The organism is Actinacidiphila sp. bgisy160, from assembly GCF_057707815.1.
Genome location: NZ_JBYIQW010000018.1, coordinates 61,693 through 77,797 on the forward strand (window position 1 = coordinate 61,693; position 16,105 = coordinate 77,797).

General features: G+C 71.2%; 17 protein-coding genes. 7 read left to right on the forward strand and 10 right to left on the reverse strand.

What is annotated here, in order from left to right:
- Window positions 1-7 precede the first annotated feature (7 nt).
- The 3 genes from AC3EUJ_RS16980 to AC3EUJ_RS16990 all read left to right on the forward strand — a co-directional run bounded on the left by AC3EUJ_RS16980 (window position 8) and on the right by AC3EUJ_RS16990 (window position 2,536).
- Window positions 8-1,126: an ABC transporter ATP-binding protein gene (locus tag AC3EUJ_RS16980; protein ID WP_431962073.1), complete on the forward strand. Its 1,119-nt coding sequence runs from the start codon at window positions 8-10 to the stop codon at window positions 1,124-1,126.
- A 228-nt stretch (window positions 1,127-1,354) separates the two neighbouring features.
- Window positions 1,355-1,768: a hypothetical protein gene (locus AC3EUJ_RS16985; protein WP_431962074.1), complete on the forward strand. Its 414-nt coding sequence runs from the start codon at window positions 1,355-1,357 to the stop codon at window positions 1,766-1,768.
- A gap of 30 nt (window positions 1,769-1,798) precedes the next feature.
- Window positions 1,799-2,536 (forward strand): nucleotidyltransferase family protein, encoded by a 738-nt coding sequence (locus AC3EUJ_RS16990; RefSeq protein ID WP_431962075.1) that lies wholly within the window; start codon window positions 1,799-1,801, stop codon window positions 2,534-2,536.
- Window positions 2,537-2,626: 90 nt separating this feature from the next.
- Here AC3EUJ_RS16990 and AC3EUJ_RS16995 read toward each other — a convergent pair whose 3' ends face one another.
- The 6 genes from AC3EUJ_RS16995 to AC3EUJ_RS17020 all read right to left on the reverse strand — a co-directional run bounded on the left by AC3EUJ_RS16995 (window position 2,627) and on the right by AC3EUJ_RS17020 (window position 8,981).
- The gene (locus AC3EUJ_RS16995) at window positions 2,627-4,297 is read right to left on the reverse strand and encodes a DoxX family protein (protein ID WP_431962076.1); all 1,671 of its coding nucleotides are present in this window, start codon (window positions 4,295-4,297) and stop codon (window positions 2,627-2,629) included.
- A gap of 106 nt (window positions 4,298-4,403) precedes the next feature.
- Window positions 4,404-5,360, reverse strand: a complete 957-nt coding sequence (gene rlmB / locus AC3EUJ_RS17000) for a 23S rRNA (guanosine(2251)-2'-O)-methyltransferase RlmB (protein WP_431962077.1) — start codon at window positions 5,358-5,360, stop codon at window positions 4,404-4,406.
- Between the two features lie 78 nt (window positions 5,361-5,438).
- The gene (cysS, locus tag AC3EUJ_RS17005) at window positions 5,439-6,833 is read right to left on the reverse strand and encodes a cysteine--tRNA ligase (RefSeq protein ID WP_431962078.1); all 1,395 of its coding nucleotides are present in this window, start codon (window positions 6,831-6,833) and stop codon (window positions 5,439-5,441) included.
- Between the two features lie 178 nt (window positions 6,834-7,011).
- Window positions 7,012-7,536 (reverse strand): 2-C-methyl-D-erythritol 2,4-cyclodiphosphate synthase, encoded by a 525-nt coding sequence (gene ispF, locus AC3EUJ_RS17010; RefSeq protein WP_431962079.1) that lies wholly within the window; start codon window positions 7,534-7,536, stop codon window positions 7,012-7,014.
- Window positions 7,526-8,257 (reverse strand): 2-C-methyl-D-erythritol 4-phosphate cytidylyltransferase, encoded by a 732-nt coding sequence (ispD, locus tag AC3EUJ_RS17015; protein WP_431962184.1) that lies wholly within the window; start codon window positions 8,255-8,257, stop codon window positions 7,526-7,528. Before ispD ends, ispF begins: the two co-directional genes overlap by 11 nt.
- 241 nt (window positions 8,258-8,498) lie before the next feature.
- On the reverse strand, window positions 8,499-8,981 hold the full coding sequence (locus tag AC3EUJ_RS17020; RefSeq protein ID WP_018559600.1) for a CarD family transcriptional regulator: 483 nt from the start codon (window positions 8,979-8,981) through the stop codon (window positions 8,499-8,501).
- Window positions 8,982-9,578: 597 nt separating this feature from the next.
- Between AC3EUJ_RS17020 and AC3EUJ_RS17025 the strand changes: the two genes are divergently transcribed.
- A complete protein-coding gene (locus tag AC3EUJ_RS17025; RefSeq protein WP_431962080.1) occupies window positions 9,579-10,166 on the forward strand; it encodes a DUF461 domain-containing protein in 588 nt (195 codons plus the stop codon).
- A 189-nt stretch (window positions 10,167-10,355) separates the two neighbouring features.
- Here AC3EUJ_RS17025 and phoP read toward each other — a convergent pair whose 3' ends face one another.
- Complete coding sequence (phoP, locus tag AC3EUJ_RS17030) at window positions 10,356-11,036, reverse strand: two-component system response regulator PhoP (RefSeq protein WP_431962081.1); 681 nt, start codon at window positions 11,034-11,036, stop codon at window positions 10,356-10,358.
- On the reverse strand, window positions 11,033-12,352 hold the full coding sequence (gene phoR / locus AC3EUJ_RS17035; protein ID WP_431962082.1) for a two-component system sensor histidine kinase PhoR: 1,320 nt from the start codon (window positions 12,350-12,352) through the stop codon (window positions 11,033-11,035). The genes phoP and phoR overlap by 4 nt, the downstream gene beginning before the upstream one ends.
- Before the next feature lie 207 nt (window positions 12,353-12,559).
- Between phoR and phoU the strand changes: the two genes are divergently transcribed.
- Both phoU and AC3EUJ_RS17045 read left to right on the forward strand, forming a co-directional pair.
- On the forward strand, window positions 12,560-13,240 hold the full coding sequence (gene phoU, locus AC3EUJ_RS17040) for a phosphate signaling complex protein PhoU (RefSeq protein WP_431962083.1): 681 nt from the start codon (window positions 12,560-12,562) through the stop codon (window positions 13,238-13,240).
- A 156-nt stretch (window positions 13,241-13,396) separates the two neighbouring features.
- Window positions 13,397-13,567, forward strand: a complete 171-nt coding sequence (locus AC3EUJ_RS17045) for a hypothetical protein (protein ID WP_431962084.1) — start codon at window positions 13,397-13,399, stop codon at window positions 13,565-13,567.
- A gap of 87 nt (window positions 13,568-13,654) precedes the next feature.
- On the opposite strand, the gene AC3EUJ_RS17050 is transcribed toward AC3EUJ_RS17045, so the two are convergent.
- Together AC3EUJ_RS17050 and AC3EUJ_RS17055 are read right to left on the reverse strand one after the other, a co-directional pair.
- Complete coding sequence (locus tag AC3EUJ_RS17050) at window positions 13,655-14,134, reverse strand: VOC family protein (protein WP_431962085.1); 480 nt, start codon at window positions 14,132-14,134, stop codon at window positions 13,655-13,657.
- 77 nt (window positions 14,135-14,211) lie between these two features.
- The gene (locus AC3EUJ_RS17055; protein WP_431962086.1) at window positions 14,212-14,856 is read right to left on the reverse strand and encodes a class I SAM-dependent methyltransferase; all 645 of its coding nucleotides are present in this window, start codon (window positions 14,854-14,856) and stop codon (window positions 14,212-14,214) included.
- A gap of 430 nt (window positions 14,857-15,286) precedes the next feature.
- On the opposite strand from AC3EUJ_RS17055, the gene AC3EUJ_RS17060 reads away from it, so the two are divergent.
- Entirely contained in the window at window positions 15,287-15,697 is a 411-nt protein-coding gene (locus tag AC3EUJ_RS17060; protein WP_431962087.1) for a VOC family protein, read from the forward strand.
- The last annotated feature ends 408 nt before the right edge of the window (window positions 15,698-16,105 follow it).

A 16,105-nucleotide genomic window follows, 5' to 3' on the forward strand; every position in this document is an offset into this window, starting at 1 on the left:
CTGCACCATGGCCACTGTCACTTTCGACAAGGCGACCCGGATCTACCCCGGGTCCGAGCGCCCCGCCGTCGACGCGCTCCAGATCGACATCGAGGACGGCGAGTTCCTCGTCCTCGTCGGCCCCTCGGGCTGCGGCAAGTCGACCTCGCTCCGCATGCTGGCCGGCCTGGAGGACGTCAACGCCGGCGCCATCCGGATCGGTGACCGGGACGTCACCCACCTTCCGCCCAAGGACCGGGACATCGCCATGGTGTTCCAGAACTACGCGCTCTACCCGCACATGACCGTCGCGGACAACATGGGCTTCGCCCTGAAGATCGCGGGCGTCAACAAGGCCGAGATCCGCAAGCGGGTCGAGGAAGCCGCCAAGATCCTGGACCTCACCGAGTACCTGGGCCGCAAGCCCAAGGCGCTCTCCGGTGGTCAGCGCCAGCGCGTGGCGATGGGCCGCGCGATCGTCCGTGAGCCGCAGGTCTTCCTCATGGACGAGCCGCTGTCCAACCTGGACGCCAAGCTCCGTGTCCAGACCCGTACGCAGATCGCCTCGCTGCAGCGCCGCCTCGGCGTCACCACGGTCTACGTCACTCACGACCAGACCGAGGCCATGACCATGGGTGACCGCGTCGCGGTCCTCAAGGACGGTCTGCTGCAGCAGGTCGACACCCCGCGCCACATGTACGACAAGCCGGCCAACCTCTTCGTCGCGGGCTTCATCGGCTCCCCGGCCATGAACCTGGTCGAGGTGCCGATCCACGACGGTGGCGTGAAGTTCGGCAACTCCGTGGTGCCGGTCGAGCGCGAAGCGGTGCAGGCCGCGGCCGACAAGGGCGACCGCACGGTCACCGTCGGCGTCCGCCCGGAGCACTTCGACATCGTCAACGGCGACGGCTCCGGCCTGTCGAAGGACGAGCCGGCGGGTCTGGCCGTGACGGTGAACGTCGTCGAGGAGCTGGGCGCGGACGGTTTCGTCTACGGCTCGGCCCAGGTCGACGGCGAGCACAAGGACCTGGTCATCCGCGTCGGCGGCCGCCAGGTGCCGGAGAAGGGCTCCGTGCTGCACGTCGTGCCGCGCGCCGGCGAGACCCACGTCTTCTCCACCTCCACCGGCGAGCGTCTGACCGACTGAGCGCACGAGCGCCCGGTCGCAGGACCGCCTGCGGACCCACGTGGCCCGGCCCCCGCGCAAGGGGGCCGGGCCACGGCCGTTCCGGGGCCGAAACACCTGACATTTCCGGTCATACAACGGCATTTCGACCATGTTCGTCAATGCGCCCATAGTTGATCAAGGGGCATTCATCACTCATCAGAGTGGCTAAATGTCGCCAAATCATCACTCCTCGCTACCATCACTGCCGTGAACCAGGTAGCCCGCCGCATCGGCAAGTCACTCGCCCTCGTCCTCCCGGTCGTCCTCGTGCTCTCCGGCACCCTCGCCGTCACCCGCGTGCCGTGGGCGACCTCGGCGTCCGACGCCCAAGTCCTCACCGCCTCGCACCAGAAGAAGGCGGCGTCCGAGAGGTCGGCCCCACAGGAGGTGCTCCGCCGCAAGCTGCTGGGCGAGGTGCAGCAGAAGAACCCCGGCGTCGCCCTGACGCACCTGCAGCGCGAGATGGCCGAGCGGCCGTCGCTGGCGCGGTACTGCGGCTCGATCGCCCGGTCCCTGGGCCGCGCCGCGGTCGCCAAGTACGGCTCGGTGCAGCGTGCCCAGGCCTGGTCGCGGCCGGTCTGCGACACCGCCTTCGCGACGGGCGTGGCCTCGGTCGGATGACCCGTCGCGCGGGTCGCGTAGGGTGCGCCCATGACCGGCACGCCCGCGACCTCCCCGGCGGTGACCCAGGCCGTCCTCCTCGCCGGAGGACAGGGCTCCCGCCTGAGGCCCTATACCGACACCCGCCCCAAGCCGATGATCGAGATCCCCGGCACCGGGATCCCGATCATCGGCCACCAACTCGCCTGGCTGGCCGCCGAGGGCGTCACCGACGCCGTGATCTCGTGCGGCCCTCTCGCTGAGGTCCTCCAGGAGTGGCTCGCCGGCCCGGCGGCCGACCTGCCGCTGCGGGTGACCACGGTCGTCGAGCGCGAACCGCTCGGCCGTGGCGGCGGCCTGAGATACGCCGCTGCCTCCCTGCCACGGCCCCAGGAGCCCTGGTACGCCACCAACGGCGACATCTGGACGCGGTTCTCGCTGCGGGAGATGGCGGCCTTCCACATCGAGCGGGCGGCGGTCGCCACGCTGGCGCTGGCGCGTCCGCGCATTCCGTGGGGCGCCGTGGAGACCGACGAGTTCGGCCATGTCGTGGACTTCATCGAGTCGCCCCCGTCGCCGTTCCTCATCAACGCGGGCGTCTACGTCTTCTCCCCCGAGTTCACCGAGTTGCTCCCGGAACGCGGTGACCACGAGCGCACCACCTTCCCCCAACTCGCCCGGGAACGGCGGCTCGCGGGCTTCCCACTGCCCCAGGGCGCGTACTGGCGGGCCATCGACACCGCCAAGGACCTCGCCGAGGCCGCGAAGGAACTCGCCTCCCAGAGCTGAGCGTACGGGCCGCGACAGGGCACGACGGCCACGCAGAGGCGGCCGGAGGAAGGAACCTCCGGCCGCCTCTGCGTGTGCGCCGTACGGGTGTTACGCGAACTTGCCCGAGCCGTGCCGTGCCGGGGCCCCCAGCAGCCAGCCGGAGGTCTCACCGCTGCCCAGCAGCCCGCCGAGCGCGCCTCCGCTGTCGGAGGAACCGCCGCCGCTGCCGCCACCGCCACTGCCGCCGCCCGGCGTGGGCGGGTTGTTGGGCACCGTCGGGCGGGACGGGACGGACGGCACGGGCTGCGTCGGCCCGCCACCGGTACCGCCGCCGTTGCCGGTGTTCCCCGAGGACGCCCCGGGACGCGACTGCCGGGCGTTCGGCGCCGAGGACGCCGGTCCCGGGGCCGACGGCGCGGAGGACGGGGAGGGCGAGGGACCTCCGGAACGGCCCGCCGAGGGGGTCCTGGAGGGCCGGGACGACTTCTCCCCGGGCACCTCGGGCAGCGGGGAGCCCTCGAGGTCGTTGGTCGGCAGGTCGGTCGGTGCGGGGAGCTCGGACCGCGGGCTGGTGGACCGTACGGCGGTGCCGAGCGTGGCACCGACCACGAGCGAGATCCCGGTCAGCACCGTCGCCAGCACCGCGCCGCGGCGCAGCACCCGGCGCCGCAGCTCCCCCAGGGGGGCGCGTGGGCCGAGCTTGCGCCAGGCCTCACCGGCCAGGCGGCCGTCGGCGGAGTAGACCGGAGCCCCCGCGATGACCAGCGGGCTCCACGCGGCGAGCAGGATGATGTCGGGCGTGTCGTAGGCCGGGACGGTCCGCCAGCTCACCGTCACCAGCAGCGCCGCCGACAGCATGACGCCGATCGACGCCGCCAGCCGCTGCCAGAGCCCGAAGACCGTGAGAACACCGGCGATCACTTGCAGGAAGGCCACCGTGAGCCCGGCGCCGATGGGGTGTGCGAGGGCGAGGTCGCGCAGCGGCTCGGCCAGCCCCGAGGGGTGGAGCGAGGCGAGCCAGGTCACCATCGAGCCGCGCTTGCCGCCGTCGAAGTAGACGGGGTCGCAGAGCTTGCCCATGCCGGCGTAGATGGAGATGAAGCCCAGGAAGATGCGCAGCGGCAGCAGAACGATGCCGAGGTTCATCCGGCGGCCGGGGTAGTAGGCGTGCCGGATGGGCTCGGCGCGTTCACGGTCGCGGGCGCGGCCGTACCCCTCGCCGGGCTCCTCGTACGGGTCGAAGTCGGGGCCCTCGTCGACGGGGTCGGCGGGCGGCGCGGAGTACGCGAACTCGTTGGTGTCCTCGGGGTCGTAGCCGCCGTAGGCACCGCGCGCGGGGCGGATGCCGCCGAGCATCTCGCCGGGCGCCGGCGGCCGGCGCGGCGGGCCGACGACGGGCTGCGGCGGCTCCTCGATCCGCGGCAGCACCTGCGTCGCGGCGCCGAGGTCGAGGCCGTCCGCCTGACCGTGGCGCACCGCGGCGAGCAGGTGGGTGGCGGCGGCGTCGCCGGGTTCGCTGCGCCCGGACCACACCAGGGGCGCTCCGCGCCGCTGCGCGGCGGCGGAGGGGCGGACGGAGGTCGGGATGACGGGGACGCGCTGGGTCCTCGTCAGGGCACGGCCCGACGTCGCGCCGAGCTGCACGCGGAAGCTCGCGTGATTGACGATGACCTGGGCCGGGTCGGAGGAGACCTTGAGCATGTTGAGCACAGGCTCGTCGGTGATCGCCGACGACCGTCCCCCCGGAGGAGTGCGGGGTGTTCTGGTGTCCACACTCATCTAACCGAGTGACACCCGATAAGGACACTGTGTGACGGGCCCCGTTGTGTCCGAGGCCCGTCAATCGGGGGTTGTCGCCGGGGCACGCAGGGGAGCGCGCGCGGGTTCAGGCCCGGCGGCGCGCCGCCTCGTAGAGCACGATGCCCGCGGCGACACCGGCGTTCAGCGACTCCGCGCCGCCCGGCATCGGGATGCGCACCCGCAGGTCGCAGGTCTCTCCGACCAGCCGCGACAGACCCTTGCCCTCCGAGCCCGCGACGACGACGACCGGTCCGGCCAGCGCCTCGAGGTCCTGCAGTTCGACCTCGCCGTCGGCGGCCAGGCCGACGACCGTGAGGCCCGCCTTCTGGTAGGCCTCCAGAGTCCGCGTGAGGTTGGTGGCCCGGGCGACCTGGACCCGCGCGGCCGTGCCGGCCGAGGTCTTCCACGCACCCGCGGTCATCCCGGCCGCGCGGCGCTCGGGCACGACCACCCCGTGGCCGCCGAAGGCGGCGACGGAACGGACGACGGCGCCCAGGTTGCGCGGGTCGGTGACCCCGTCCAGCGCGACGATCAGCGGGTCCTCGCCCGCGTCGAAGGCCTCGGCGGCGAGGTCGTCGGGGTGCGCGTACTCGTACGGCGGGATCTGCAGCACCAGACCCTGGTGGTTGAGCCCGTTGGTGATGCGGTCCAGCTCAGGGCGCGGGGCCTCCATCAGCGGGATGCCCCGGTCGGTGGCGAGCTTGATCGCCTCGCGCACGCGCTCGTCGTTGTCGATGAACTGCTGGACGTAGACCGCCGAGGCCGGGATGTCGGCGCGCAGCGCCTCCACCACCGGGTTGCGCCCTGCCACCAGCTCCGACGTCGACTTGGCGCCCCGGCCGGACGGGCGGCGGGACTGCGCGGACGCGGCGCGCTTCATCTTGGCGTTGGCGGCGCGCTGCTTGGCGTGCCCCTTGCGTGCCTCCGCGGGCGGGGTGGGGCCCTTGCCCTCCAGGCCCCTGCGCCGCTGCCCACCGCTACCGACCGTGGCGCCCTTCTTGTTGGACGTGCGGCGGTTCCTGCGCTGGCTGTTGCCGGCCATGGGTCACCTGTTTCCTGCTGCTGTTGCTGCTACTGCGTGAACGTACGTACGTGTGTCAATGATGACGCGAGCGCCCGGCTACCGGGAGCCGAGCGTCCAGCGCGGCCCGGAGGGGGTGTCCTCGATCTCCAGCCCGGATTGCTGGAGCCGGTCGCGGATGGCGTCGGCGGTCGCGTAGTCCTTGCGGCCCCGGGCGGACTCCCGCTGCTCCAGCACCAGCCGGACGAGGGAGTCGACGACCCCGTGCAGGTCCTCGCCGCGCCCGTCGCCCGACCAGTGCGGGTCCAGCGGGTCCAGGCCCAGGACGCCGAGCATCGCGCGCACCTCGGCGAGGCGGGCGACGGCGCTCTCCTTGTCGTCCGCGGTGAGCGCCGAGTTGCCCTGCCGGACGGTGGTGTGGACGATCGCCAGCGCCTGCGGGACGCCCATGTCGTCGTCCATGGCCTCGGCGAAGGCCGGCGGCACCTCGGCGGCCGGCTCGACCGGGCCGGCCATCTCGACGACCCGCTGCACGAAGCCCTCGATCCGGGCGAACGCCGACTCGGCCTCGCGCAGCGCCTCCTCGCTGTACTCGATCATCGAGCGGTAGTGCGGGGTGCCGAGGTAGTAGCGCAGCACGATGGGCCGCCAGCGCTTGGTCATCTCGGCCACGAGGACCGAGTTGCCGAGCGACTTGCTCATCTTCTCGCCGCTCATCGTGACCCAGGCGTTGTGCACCCAGTACCGCGCGAATTCGTCGCCGAAGGCCTTGGCCTGGGCGATCTCGTTCTCGTGGTGCGGGAAGATCAGGTCGATGCCGCCGCCGTGGATGTCGAAGGCGCGGCCCAGGTACTTGTGGGCCATCGCGGAGCACTCCAGGTGCCAGCCGGGACGGCCGGGGCCCCACGGGGTCTCCCAGGAGGGCTCGCCGGGCTTGGCGGCCTTCCACATCGCGAAGTCGCGCGCGTCCCGCTTGCCGGTCTCGCCCTCGCTCTCCGGCTGGCGCAGGTTGCCGAGCTCCTGGTTGGACAGCTCCAGGTAGTCCGGGAAGGAGCGGACGTCGAAGTAGACGTTGCCCTCCGACTCATAGGCGTGACCGCGCTCGATGAGGCCGCGCATCATCTCGATCATCTCGGGGATGTGACCGGTGGCGCGCGGCTCGTACGTGGGCGGCAGGCAGCCGAGCACGTCGTAACCCTCGTTGAAGGCCCGCTCGTTCTCGTAACCGATCGCCCACCAGGGGCGGCCCTGCTCGCCCGACTTGGTGATGATCTTGTCGTCGATGTCGGTGACGTTGCGGACGAACGTCACGTCATAGCCGCGGTAGGCGAACCAGCGGCGCATGATGTCGAAGTTCAGGCCGGACCTGATGTGCCCGATGTGCGGGGCCGCCTGCACGGTGGCGCCGCACAGGTAGATCGAGACGCAGCCCGGCCGGAGCGGGGTGAAGTCACGGACCTGGCGCGCGTTGGTGTCGTACAGGCGAATAGTCACGCATCAAGGGTAGTGGTCCCGGGTGCGTGCGCCGTCCGCTCCGCATGAGCTTCACGGTGTTGTGACGCTCGCCGGGGCCGTGGCACCGGCCGACCGGGCGGTGGGCGGCCGGCCGCTTCACCCGTACAGCGGACGGCACGGCCTCGCGAGCGGCGCGTCAACTCTTCCGCGCCGTCGGTCACTTCGCGCGGCGCACCACCAGTGCGGTCGCCACGGCCGCCAGTCCCTCGCCGCGGCCGGTGAAGCCCAGGCCGTCGGTCGTCGCGCCGGAGACCGCCACCGGGGCGCCCACCGCGGCGGAAAGGATCTTCTGGGCCTCGTCGCGGCGCTTGCCGATCCTGGGGCGGGGACCGATGACCTGGACGGCCACGTTTCCGATGTCGTAGCCCGCCTCGCGGACGATCCGGGCCGCCTCCGTGAGCAAGGTCACACCGGGGGCGCCCGACCACTCCGGGCGGCCGGTGCCGAAGTGCGCGCCCAGGTCGCCCATGCCGGCGGCGGAGAACAGCGCGTTGCAGGCGGCGTGCGCGACGACGTCGGCGTCGGAGTGTCCGGCCAGGCCGTCGCCCTCGCCCTCCCACAGCAGGCCGGCGACCCACAGTTCGCGGCCCGCCTCGAAGGCGTGGATGTCGGTGCCGATGCCCACCTGGGGCAGCACGGGGACGTACGCGGCCGGGGCGGCGGCGGTCGGCTCAGTAGTCATCGGTGGCCCTCCTGCGGGCGAGCACGGCCTCGGCGAGGACCAGGTCCAGCGGGCGGGTGACCTTGAAGGCCTCCTCGTGCCCCGGCACGACCAGCACCGGGACGCCGAGCCGCTCGACCATGCTCGCGTCGTCCGTGACCGGACCGGTGACCGTGGTGTGCGCCTTGAGCAGCGTCGCCCGGTCGAAGCCCTGGGGGGTCTGGACGGCGCGCAGCAGCGAGCGGTCCGGGGTGCCGACGACGGCGCCGGTCGCCGGGTCGATCTCCTTGACCGTGTCGGCGAGCGGCAGCCCGGGCACGACGGCCGAGGCGCCGTCCCGCACGGCGGCCGCGACGGCGTCGACCATGTCGACCGGCACCAGCGGGCGCGCGGCGTCGTGGACGAGCACCACCTCGACCTCGTCCGGCAGCGCGGCCAGACCCAGCCGTACCGAGTCCTGCCGGCTCTCGCCGCCGGCGACGACCTTTATGTCCTTGGTCTCGGGCAGGCCGTGACTGTCGAGCAGTGCCCTGACCTCGGCGACCCCGTCCGGGGGTGCCACCACCACGACCAGGGACACCGCGCGGGCGCGGGTCATGGCACGCACGGCGTGCACGAGGATCGGGACGCCGCCCAGGGTGCGCAGCGCCTTGGGCGCACCGGGGCCGAGCCGGACTCCACGTCCGGCGGCGGGAATGACTGCCGCGGTAGTCAGGTTTGTGTCCTTGGCCGAAATGGGTATCGCCTCAACGTGCCGGGCGCGAAGCCCCTGTCGGACCCTTCCGTGACACCGACAGAGCCTGCTGCCCGGGCCCGGCACCCAGTATGCAGGGGGAAGCGACGCGCGAACGAAGACGAGGGGGGCTCCTCGGCGTCGTCGAAGTGGTCGAAGTGATCAAAGTGGCCAGGCACCGCGCGGGCGTCCCGGCATGCCGCAGTGCCCGGCGTATGGGACGCACCGGGCACCGCGGCGGAAATCCGCGTCAGGACGCGAGGACCTCGTCGAGGAGGGTCTCGGCCTTGTCCTCGTTGGTGTTCTCCGCGAGCGCGAGCTCACTGACCAGGATCTGGCGGGCCTTGGCGAGCATGCGCTTCTCGCCGGCCGACAGCCCGCGCTCCCGCTCACGACGCCACAGGTCACGTACGACTTCCGCGACCTTGATGACATCGCCGGACGCGAGCTTCTCCAGATTTGCCTTGTAGCGGCGGGACCAGTTGGTGGGCTCCTCGGTGTACGGTGCGCGCAGCACCTCGAAGACCCGGTCCAGCCCTTCCTGACCGACCACGTCGCGCACGCCGACGAACTCCGCATTGTCCGCGGGCACGCGTACCGTCAAGTCGCCCTGGGCGACCTTGAGCACCAAGTAGGTCTTGTCCACGCCTTTGATCTGGCGAGTTTCGATGGCCTCGATCAGCGCGGCCCCGTGATGGGGATAGACCACGGTGTCGCCAACCTTGAACGTCATGTGACAGGTACCCCTTCCGTGGCTATCCAGGGTAACACGGGAACGGCCGGTTCTGAATGGCGTTTTCGCAGGTCAGGGCATATCTCGGGGCTTGACAAGTGCGGCCGGAACGTGCTGCGGAGAGGGAGCGGAGGGCGGAATTCGCAGGTCGGAGTGGGTGTCGAGGGGCCTTGAAACGCCGTCGTTACACCCTGCGGACGGCCTGGACAAGGGAAGGAACATCCCGATTTGTCGCTCTCTTGCGGGGGGTCTGTCGCTACTCCGTTCGGCCGCCGCGAGCTTGATGTGATCCATTTTCGCACCACGCCGGATTTCCGTCCGGCGGATGAACAGTAAATGGATCTTGCCGGTGTGGCGGGAATCGTTCGGCGGAATCCCGGAATGGATTCCGCCACGCCCGCGCCGGTACCTCCGGGTGCCTGCGGAAGGCCCCTGCCGGGCCCCGTGAACGCCTCCGGGACACCCGGGCGGGTGAAGCCCCGCCCCGCCGAGGGGTGGCCCGGTGCGGGCGCGTGAGACAGGCTCGGTAACCTAATCCAGCAACAGGTAAGCGTAAGTCCCGTACGTCCGTACCCCGCCCAAGGAGATGCCGCCGCCGTGAGCAGCAGCCTTCGACGCGGCGCTCTCGCCGCCGCCCTCGCACTCTCGATCGTCCCGCTCGCCGCCTGCGCCGCCGGGAACGACGCGGAGACGCTGCGCATCAGGCCGGACAACGCGGCGACCAGCGTCGGCGACATCGAGGTCCAGAACGTCGTGGTGCTCACGCAGGCCACCTCCGACGGCTCCTCCTCGGTGACGGCCAAGATCTTCAACAACGGCGACGACTCGCAGACCCTGGACTCCGTGAAGGTCGGCTCCATGGACGCCAAGCTGTCCGGCCCGATCTCGCTGCCCGGCCACAGCTCTTTGCTGCTCGGCGGAGACGGCAACCCGTCCGCCCTCTTCAAGGGCGGCTCCGCGAGCAAGACCGACGGCGACTTCAAGAACGTCGTCTTCGGCTTCAGCAAGACCGGGGAGGTCTCCCTGCAGAGCCTCGCGCTGCCGGCCGCCGGCTACTACACCTCCTTCGGGCCGAGCGAGCAGCCCTCCCCCACCGAGACCGCGAGCCCGGGCGAGTCGCCCGCCGAGGGCGTCACGGCCTCGCCGACCGAGACCGAGACGATCACCGAGTCCCCCGCCGGCTGAGGCACCCCGGCACGCGGAAGGGCCCCGGGAGCGCATCGCTCCCGGGGCCCTTCCCGCCTTCCTGTCGGTCACCGGGTCCGGCTCGAACCCGGTCCCGCGTGCGCTCCTCGCACCGCTCGGCCCCAGAGGGCCTCACCGGCTTCGCAGCGCTGAGCCGGACTCCGTCCGGCGTCACTGGCGGCGGCCGGTTTACGGCTCGAACTTGTAGCCCAGGCCGCGGACCGTCACCAGGTAGCGCGGCGCACCCGGGTCCGGCTCGATCTTGGCGCGGAGCCGCTTGACGTGGACGTCGAGGGTCTTGGTGTCGCCGACGTAGTCGGCGCCCCAGACCCGGTCGATGAGCTGCATGCGGGTGAGGACACGGCCCGCGTTGCGCAGCAGCATCTCCAGGAGGTCGAACTCCTTCAGCGGCAGGTCGACCTTGCCGCCGCCCACCGTGACGACGTGCCGGTCGACGTCCATGCGGACCGGCCCGGCCTCGAGGGCGGTGGGCGAGATCTCCTCGGGCTCGCCGCGGCGGCGCAGGACGGCCCGGATACGGGCGACCAGCTCGCGGGAGGAGAAGGGCTTGGTGACGTAGTCGTCCGCTCCTATTTCGAGACCGACGACCTTGTCGATCTCGCTGTCCTTGGCGGTGACCATGATCACCGGGACGTTGGACTTCAGCCGCAGCTGGCGGCAGACCTCGGTGCCGGGCAGACCCGGCAGCATCAGGTCGAGCAGGACCAGGTCGGCGCCGTTGCGCTCGAACTCGTCCAGTCCGTCGGGGCCGGTCACCGCGATGGCGACCTCGAAGCCCTCCTTGCGGAGCATGTACGACAGGGCATCACTGAAGGACTCTTCGTCCTCGACGACGAGTACTCGGGTCACGGAAGGACCTCCGGAGCGGGGATGTGATCGGGAAACGTCTCGTAGAGGGCGGAGGAGGAAGAGCCGGAGCCGGGCCCGGGGCCGGAGTCCTCCGCCGCCACGGCGGTGGAGCGGTCCCGGCCGTCCCGGGTCGCCGCGGCTTCGGGCAGCCGCAGAGTGAAGGTGGAGCCCTGGCCTTCGGCGCTCCACACCGTGGCCTCCCCGCCGTGGGAGGCGGCCACGTGCTTGACGATGGACAGACCGAGGCCGGTGCCGCCGGTGGCGCGCGAACGCGCCGGGTCGACCCGGTAGAACCGCTCGAAGATGCGGTCCCGGTCCTTTTCGGAGATCCCGATTCCCTGGTCGGTCACGGAGATCTCGATCAGTCCCCCAGAGCCTCCGGCCTGGGCGGGGCCCCCGCCACCGGGTGCGGCGACCCTGCGGCCCGCGATACCCACACGGGTGCGGGCCGGGCTGTAGTTGACCGCGTTCTCGACGAGGTTGCCGAGCGCGGCCGCGAGCTGGCCCCGGTTGCCCCAGATGTACAGGTCGGGGGCGCCACTGGTGGCCATGGTGATCTGCTTGGCGTTCGCCGGATGGCGGCAGCGGTCGACCGCCTCGGCGACGAGGTCGTCGACGGCGACCGGCTCGGCGTCGTCGAGGGGGTTGTCGTCCTGGACCCGGGAGAGGTCGATGATCTCCTGGACCAGGCTGGTCAGCCGGGCGGCCTCGATCTGCATCCGGCCCGCGAAGCGCTCGACCGCCTCCGGGTCGTCGCTGGCGTCCATCACCGCCTCGGAGAGCAGCGACAGCGCCCCGACCGGGGTCTTGAGCTCATGGCTGACGTTGGCGACGAAGTCGCGCCTTACCGCCTCGATGCGCCGGGCGTCGGTCAGGTCCTCCACCAGGAGCAGCACCAGGCGCGAGCCCAGGGGTGCCACCCGGGCGGAGACCGCCAGGCCCTCGCCGCGGCCGGCGCCCCGGCGGGGCAGGTCCAGTTCGACCTGCCGTATCTCGCCGTCCCGCCGGGTCTCCCGGGCCATCTGCAGCATCTGGTCGACGGCGAGCCTTCCGCCACGGACCAGTCCGAGGGCATACGCCGCCGAGCTGGCCTTGACCACCGCGTCGCCCTCGTCGAGGACGACGGCCGACGAGCGCAGCACGGACAGCACGGTGTCCACGCCCGGCGGAAGTACGGCTGCGGCGTCCGGCCGCAGGGATGTGCGTGTGGGGCGGGCCTGTTCCCGTTCGCTCCAGCGGAACGCGAGCACAGCGATCACACCGGTGCAGAGCCCGGCGATCGCACTGGCTGCGGCGACTGCCGCGTTCACGTCCATACCCCCAGGTTAGGGGGACGGAATGAGTGGCCCACAGCCGTCGGAGCGTCTTCTCGAACGCGCGTTGCCAAGAGTTCACCGTGGTGTCAGCACCGGTTCATTCCGGATGCTCGAGCGGTACGCGTGTGCGCGCGAGGTTGGGGAGCGTGTCAGCGTGGGAGGACAATCCTCTTTTCGAACGGCTGAAGCGGCAAGGAAAGGAACGCGATGCGCGACGCATATCATGAGGAACTGGACTCGATCGGTGACGGCCTGGTCGAGATGGCCAGGCTGGTCGGCTCCGCGATCGGGCGGGCCACCACGGCGCTGCTCGATGCCGACCTCAAGCTCGCGGAGAGCGTGATCGCCGCCGACGAGAAGGTGGACGACCTCCAGCGCGAGCTGGAGAACCGGGCCATCACCCTGCTCGCCCGTCAGCAGCCCGTCGCGACCGACCTGCGGATCGTCGTCACCAGCCTGCGCATGAGCGCGGACCTGGAGCGCTCCGGCGACCTCGCCCGGCATGTGGCGAAACTCGCACGGCTGCGCTTCCCCAACACCGCCGTCCCGCGCGACCTGCACAGCACGATCCTGGAGATGGGCCAGCTGGCGCAGCGCCTGATGGCCAAGGCGGCCGAGGTCATCGTCACCAAGGACGTCGACGACGCGCTGCAGCTGGAGGCGGACGACGACCGCATGGACGAACTGCACCGCACGCTCTTCCAGCACCTGCTCGACGACCGCTGGAAGCACGGCATCGAGACGGCCGTGGACGTCACGCTCGTCGGCCGCTACTACGAGCGCTTCGCCGACCACGCGGTCTCGGTCGCCAAGCGTGTCGTCTACCTCGTCACGGGCGAGCACGCGGACGAGCTGAGCCCGCCCCCCACCCCGCTGCCGGCGGACTAACGCCGGCGACAGCCGTACGGCGCGGGGCGGCGCGCGGGGCGGGTGCGCCTTTCGGGGCAGAACGCTTCCGCGCGCCGTTGATGCGCCGGTGGGCAGTGCCGTTCACTGGTTGGCAGGCATGCAGGCAGCCGTCACCAACGGCAGAGGAGGGTAACCATGCCCGAGTCCCCCACATCGCCCACCGCCCGCGACCAGCCGTCCCCCGAGGGGACCCCGCAGTCCGTCGGCATTCGTGAACTGCCGCTGCTCGGAGCGTGCGGCTGCGGATCGGGCTGCGGCTGCGGCTGCCAGTCCGGAGCGCCCTGCCGCTGCGGCGGCAGTTGCTGACTCCACCGACTCCACGCCACCCGCGTTCGTCACGCTCGGGGGCCCGTCCGGACTCTCCGGACGGGCCCCCGACGCCATGACCCCCGGTCACTCGCCGTCGTACGCGCGCCGCAGCGCGGCGAGGTCCATCTTCTTCATGGACAGCATCGCCTCCGTGGCCCGCCTGGCCTTCTCCGGGTCGGCGTCCCCGACCATCTCCAGCAGCACCTCGGGGAACACCTGCCAGGACACCCCGAACCGGTCCTTCAGCCACCCGCAGGGGCCCTCCTCACCACCGTCGGTGAGCTTTTCCCAGTAGTAGTCGACCTCGGCCTGGTCGGCGCAGCGGATCTGGAACGAGACCGCCTCGTTGAAGGTGAACTGCGGGCCGCCGTTGAGTGCCACGAACTTCTGGCCGTTGGCCGTGAACTCCACGGCCAGCACGGACCCCGCGGGGCCGGGCCCGGCCTCGTTGTAGCGGCCGATCGTGCCGATGGCCGAGTTCTTGAAGATCGAGACGTAGTGGTTCGCCGCCTCCTCGGCGTTCCCGTCGAACCACAGGCACGTGGTGAATCCGTCGGTGGTCATCGCTGCCTCCTCCTGGCACATGGGCGCGTACGTCGTTAGGACGGCCCTTGCGCCGGAAACTCATCGGCTCGCGGCGGCTACCGTTCCCGGGTCATCAGCAGGTGCCCCCTGCGGAAGCGCTCGTCCGGTCCGGGCTCCCGGAGCATGCGGCCGGTCTCGGTGAAACCGGCGGCCACCGCCAGGGCGGCGAGGTCGTCGATCGGCCAGCGGTAGGCCGTCGTCACCTTGTGGTCGAACGCGTCGAGGGGACCGCCGCCGGATTCGAAGAAACCCAGCAGCAGGTGACCGCCCGGGGCCAGCGTCCGGCGGAACTCGGCGAAGTAGGGGGGCAGGTCGCGCGGATGCGTGTGGATGACGGAGTACCAGGACAGGATGCCGTCCAGCTCGCCGTCGGCGACGCCGTCGAGGGCGTCCATCGAGCCGACGTCGAAGCGCAGTTCCGGATGGGCCTCGCGGGCGATGCCGATCATCACGGGGGACAGGTCGACGCCGAACGCGTCCAGCCCCAGGCTCCGCAGGTGCGCGGTGACGTATCCCGGACCGCAGCCGAGGTCGGCGACGGTCCTGCCGCCGGCCGCCCGCACGGAGTCGGCGAACGCCGCGATCAGCGCGCGGTCCAGGGGGAGCGAGCCGAGCGAGTCGCGGAACAGCTCGGCGTAGAGGACGGCGACGGCGTCGTACGCACTGGCCGTCGAGAGCGGGGAGAGGGAGGAGTCGGTCACGGGGAACGACCCTAGAGCCCTGCGAATCGGCGAACCAGGCACCGATCGAATCCCATGGGAAGGCGTCCCACCAGGCGACGCCATGAGCCTCAAGGCGTGCGACCTCGGCCTACAGACCCGCTGGCCATCGTCCTCCCGGTGGGAGAGCACCAGGCCGCCAGACTTCATGGGCTGTCCGCAATCGGGGCAGGCGGGAAGTTCGCCGGCCATGTCGAGCACCCCGGCGAAACGGCCTCTTCGTCCCGAAGCAATGTCAGCGGCTGCGTGCCCTGCGGCAAACCGGTCGTGACCTGGGCGGACGGTCCGCGAGTGTCCGTGATTGCGCGCCTGCGGGTACGCGGCGACCTGGGGGCCATCGTGCTGATCGGCACGTGCGGTAAAAACCTGGCTGCCTCTGGGAGTGGGTGTGAGCTTGTGACAAGATCGCGGGATGCTGCGACTCACCGATTTTATTATCGATTGCCCGGACACGATGAAGCTGGCGGCTTTCTACTCCGCGGTGACGGGCCGTCCGATCAAGGAAGGCAGCTCTGAGAACTGGGCCGGCATCCAGTTCGGCGAGATCGAGCTGGCATTCATCAGGGTGGACGACTACCGCGCTCCGCAGTGGCCGGACAGCGAGCACCCCAAGCAGTTCCACCTCGACTTCGAAGTGGACGAGATGGAGTCCGAGCAGCACCGCGTCCTCGACCTCGGCGCGACGCTGAGGCAGGACTTCATCGGCCCCAACGGGTACGGCTGGCAGGTCTACACTGACCCGATCGGCCACCCCTTCTGCCTGTGCCGCAACAAGGGCGTCATCTGGACCGAACAGGGTCCGATCTGGCCCAAGCGCGACTGATCAGCCGCCCACTTCCTCACCCGCCACTCTCCCCAGCTCCCGTCCCGTCCGCCGTCGACCCACACACCGTGGAGCTGGCGTGGGGGTCCAGGGGGAGCGCGCCACTGTACGAACGACCTGGACGCCATGGACCGCGTCTGCTCGGCTCTGCCTGGGTCGACGGTGGACGGGATGGGAGCCCCCCACGCACGCCACCTGCGGACCCGCAGTCGGCGACGCGGCGCCCCCTCCATCCCGGCGCCGGCCGATCCCCCACCCGGAGGCGTTGCCGCGCGGGGCGGCCTTACCGTGACGTCCTCGGACACACGGGTGACGCGGACGCCTACCGTATCCAGGCGTCATCACGGGAGCTCCCGGCTCGACGGCCAGGCGCTCGGAGACCTTCGGTGTGGCAGCGACTTGGACGCA

Coding starts and splice junctions, on each gene's coding strand:
- phoR (WP_431962082.1), bottom strand. CDS start 12,352: ATGGACGTGAACGCGGCAGTCGCCGCAGCCAGTGCGATCGCCGGGCTC.
- AC3EUJ_RS16980 (WP_431962073.1), top strand. CDS start 8: ATGGCCACTGTCACTTTCGACAAGGCGACCCGGATCTACCCCGGGTCC.
- rlmB (WP_431962077.1), bottom strand. CDS start 5,360: ATGGCCGGCAACAGCCAGCGCAGGAACCGCCGCACGTCCAACAAGAAG.
- AC3EUJ_RS17020 (WP_018559600.1), bottom strand. CDS start 8,981: ATGACGTTCAAGGTTGGCGACACCGTGGTCTATCCCCATCACGGGGCC.
- AC3EUJ_RS17060 (WP_431962087.1), top strand. CDS start 15,287: ATGCTGCGACTCACCGATTTTATTATCGATTGCCCGGACACGATGAAG.
- AC3EUJ_RS16990 (WP_431962075.1), top strand. CDS start 1,799: ATGACCGGCACGCCCGCGACCTCCCCGGCGGTGACCCAGGCCGTCCTC.
- ispF (WP_431962079.1), bottom strand. CDS start 7,536: ATGACTACTGAGCCGACCGCCGCCGCCCCGGCCGCGTACGTCCCCGTG.
- AC3EUJ_RS17045 (WP_431962084.1), top strand. CDS start 13,397: ATGCCCGAGTCCCCCACATCGCCCACCGCCCGCGACCAGCCGTCCCCC.
- phoU (WP_431962083.1), top strand. CDS start 12,560: ATGCGCGACGCATATCATGAGGAACTGGACTCGATCGGTGACGGCCTG.
- AC3EUJ_RS17050 (WP_431962085.1), bottom strand. CDS start 14,134: ATGACCACCGACGGATTCACCACGTGCCTGTGGTTCGACGGGAACGCC.
- AC3EUJ_RS16995 (WP_431962076.1), bottom strand. CDS start 4,297: ATGAGTGTGGACACCAGAACACCCCGCACTCCTCCGGGGGGACGGTCG.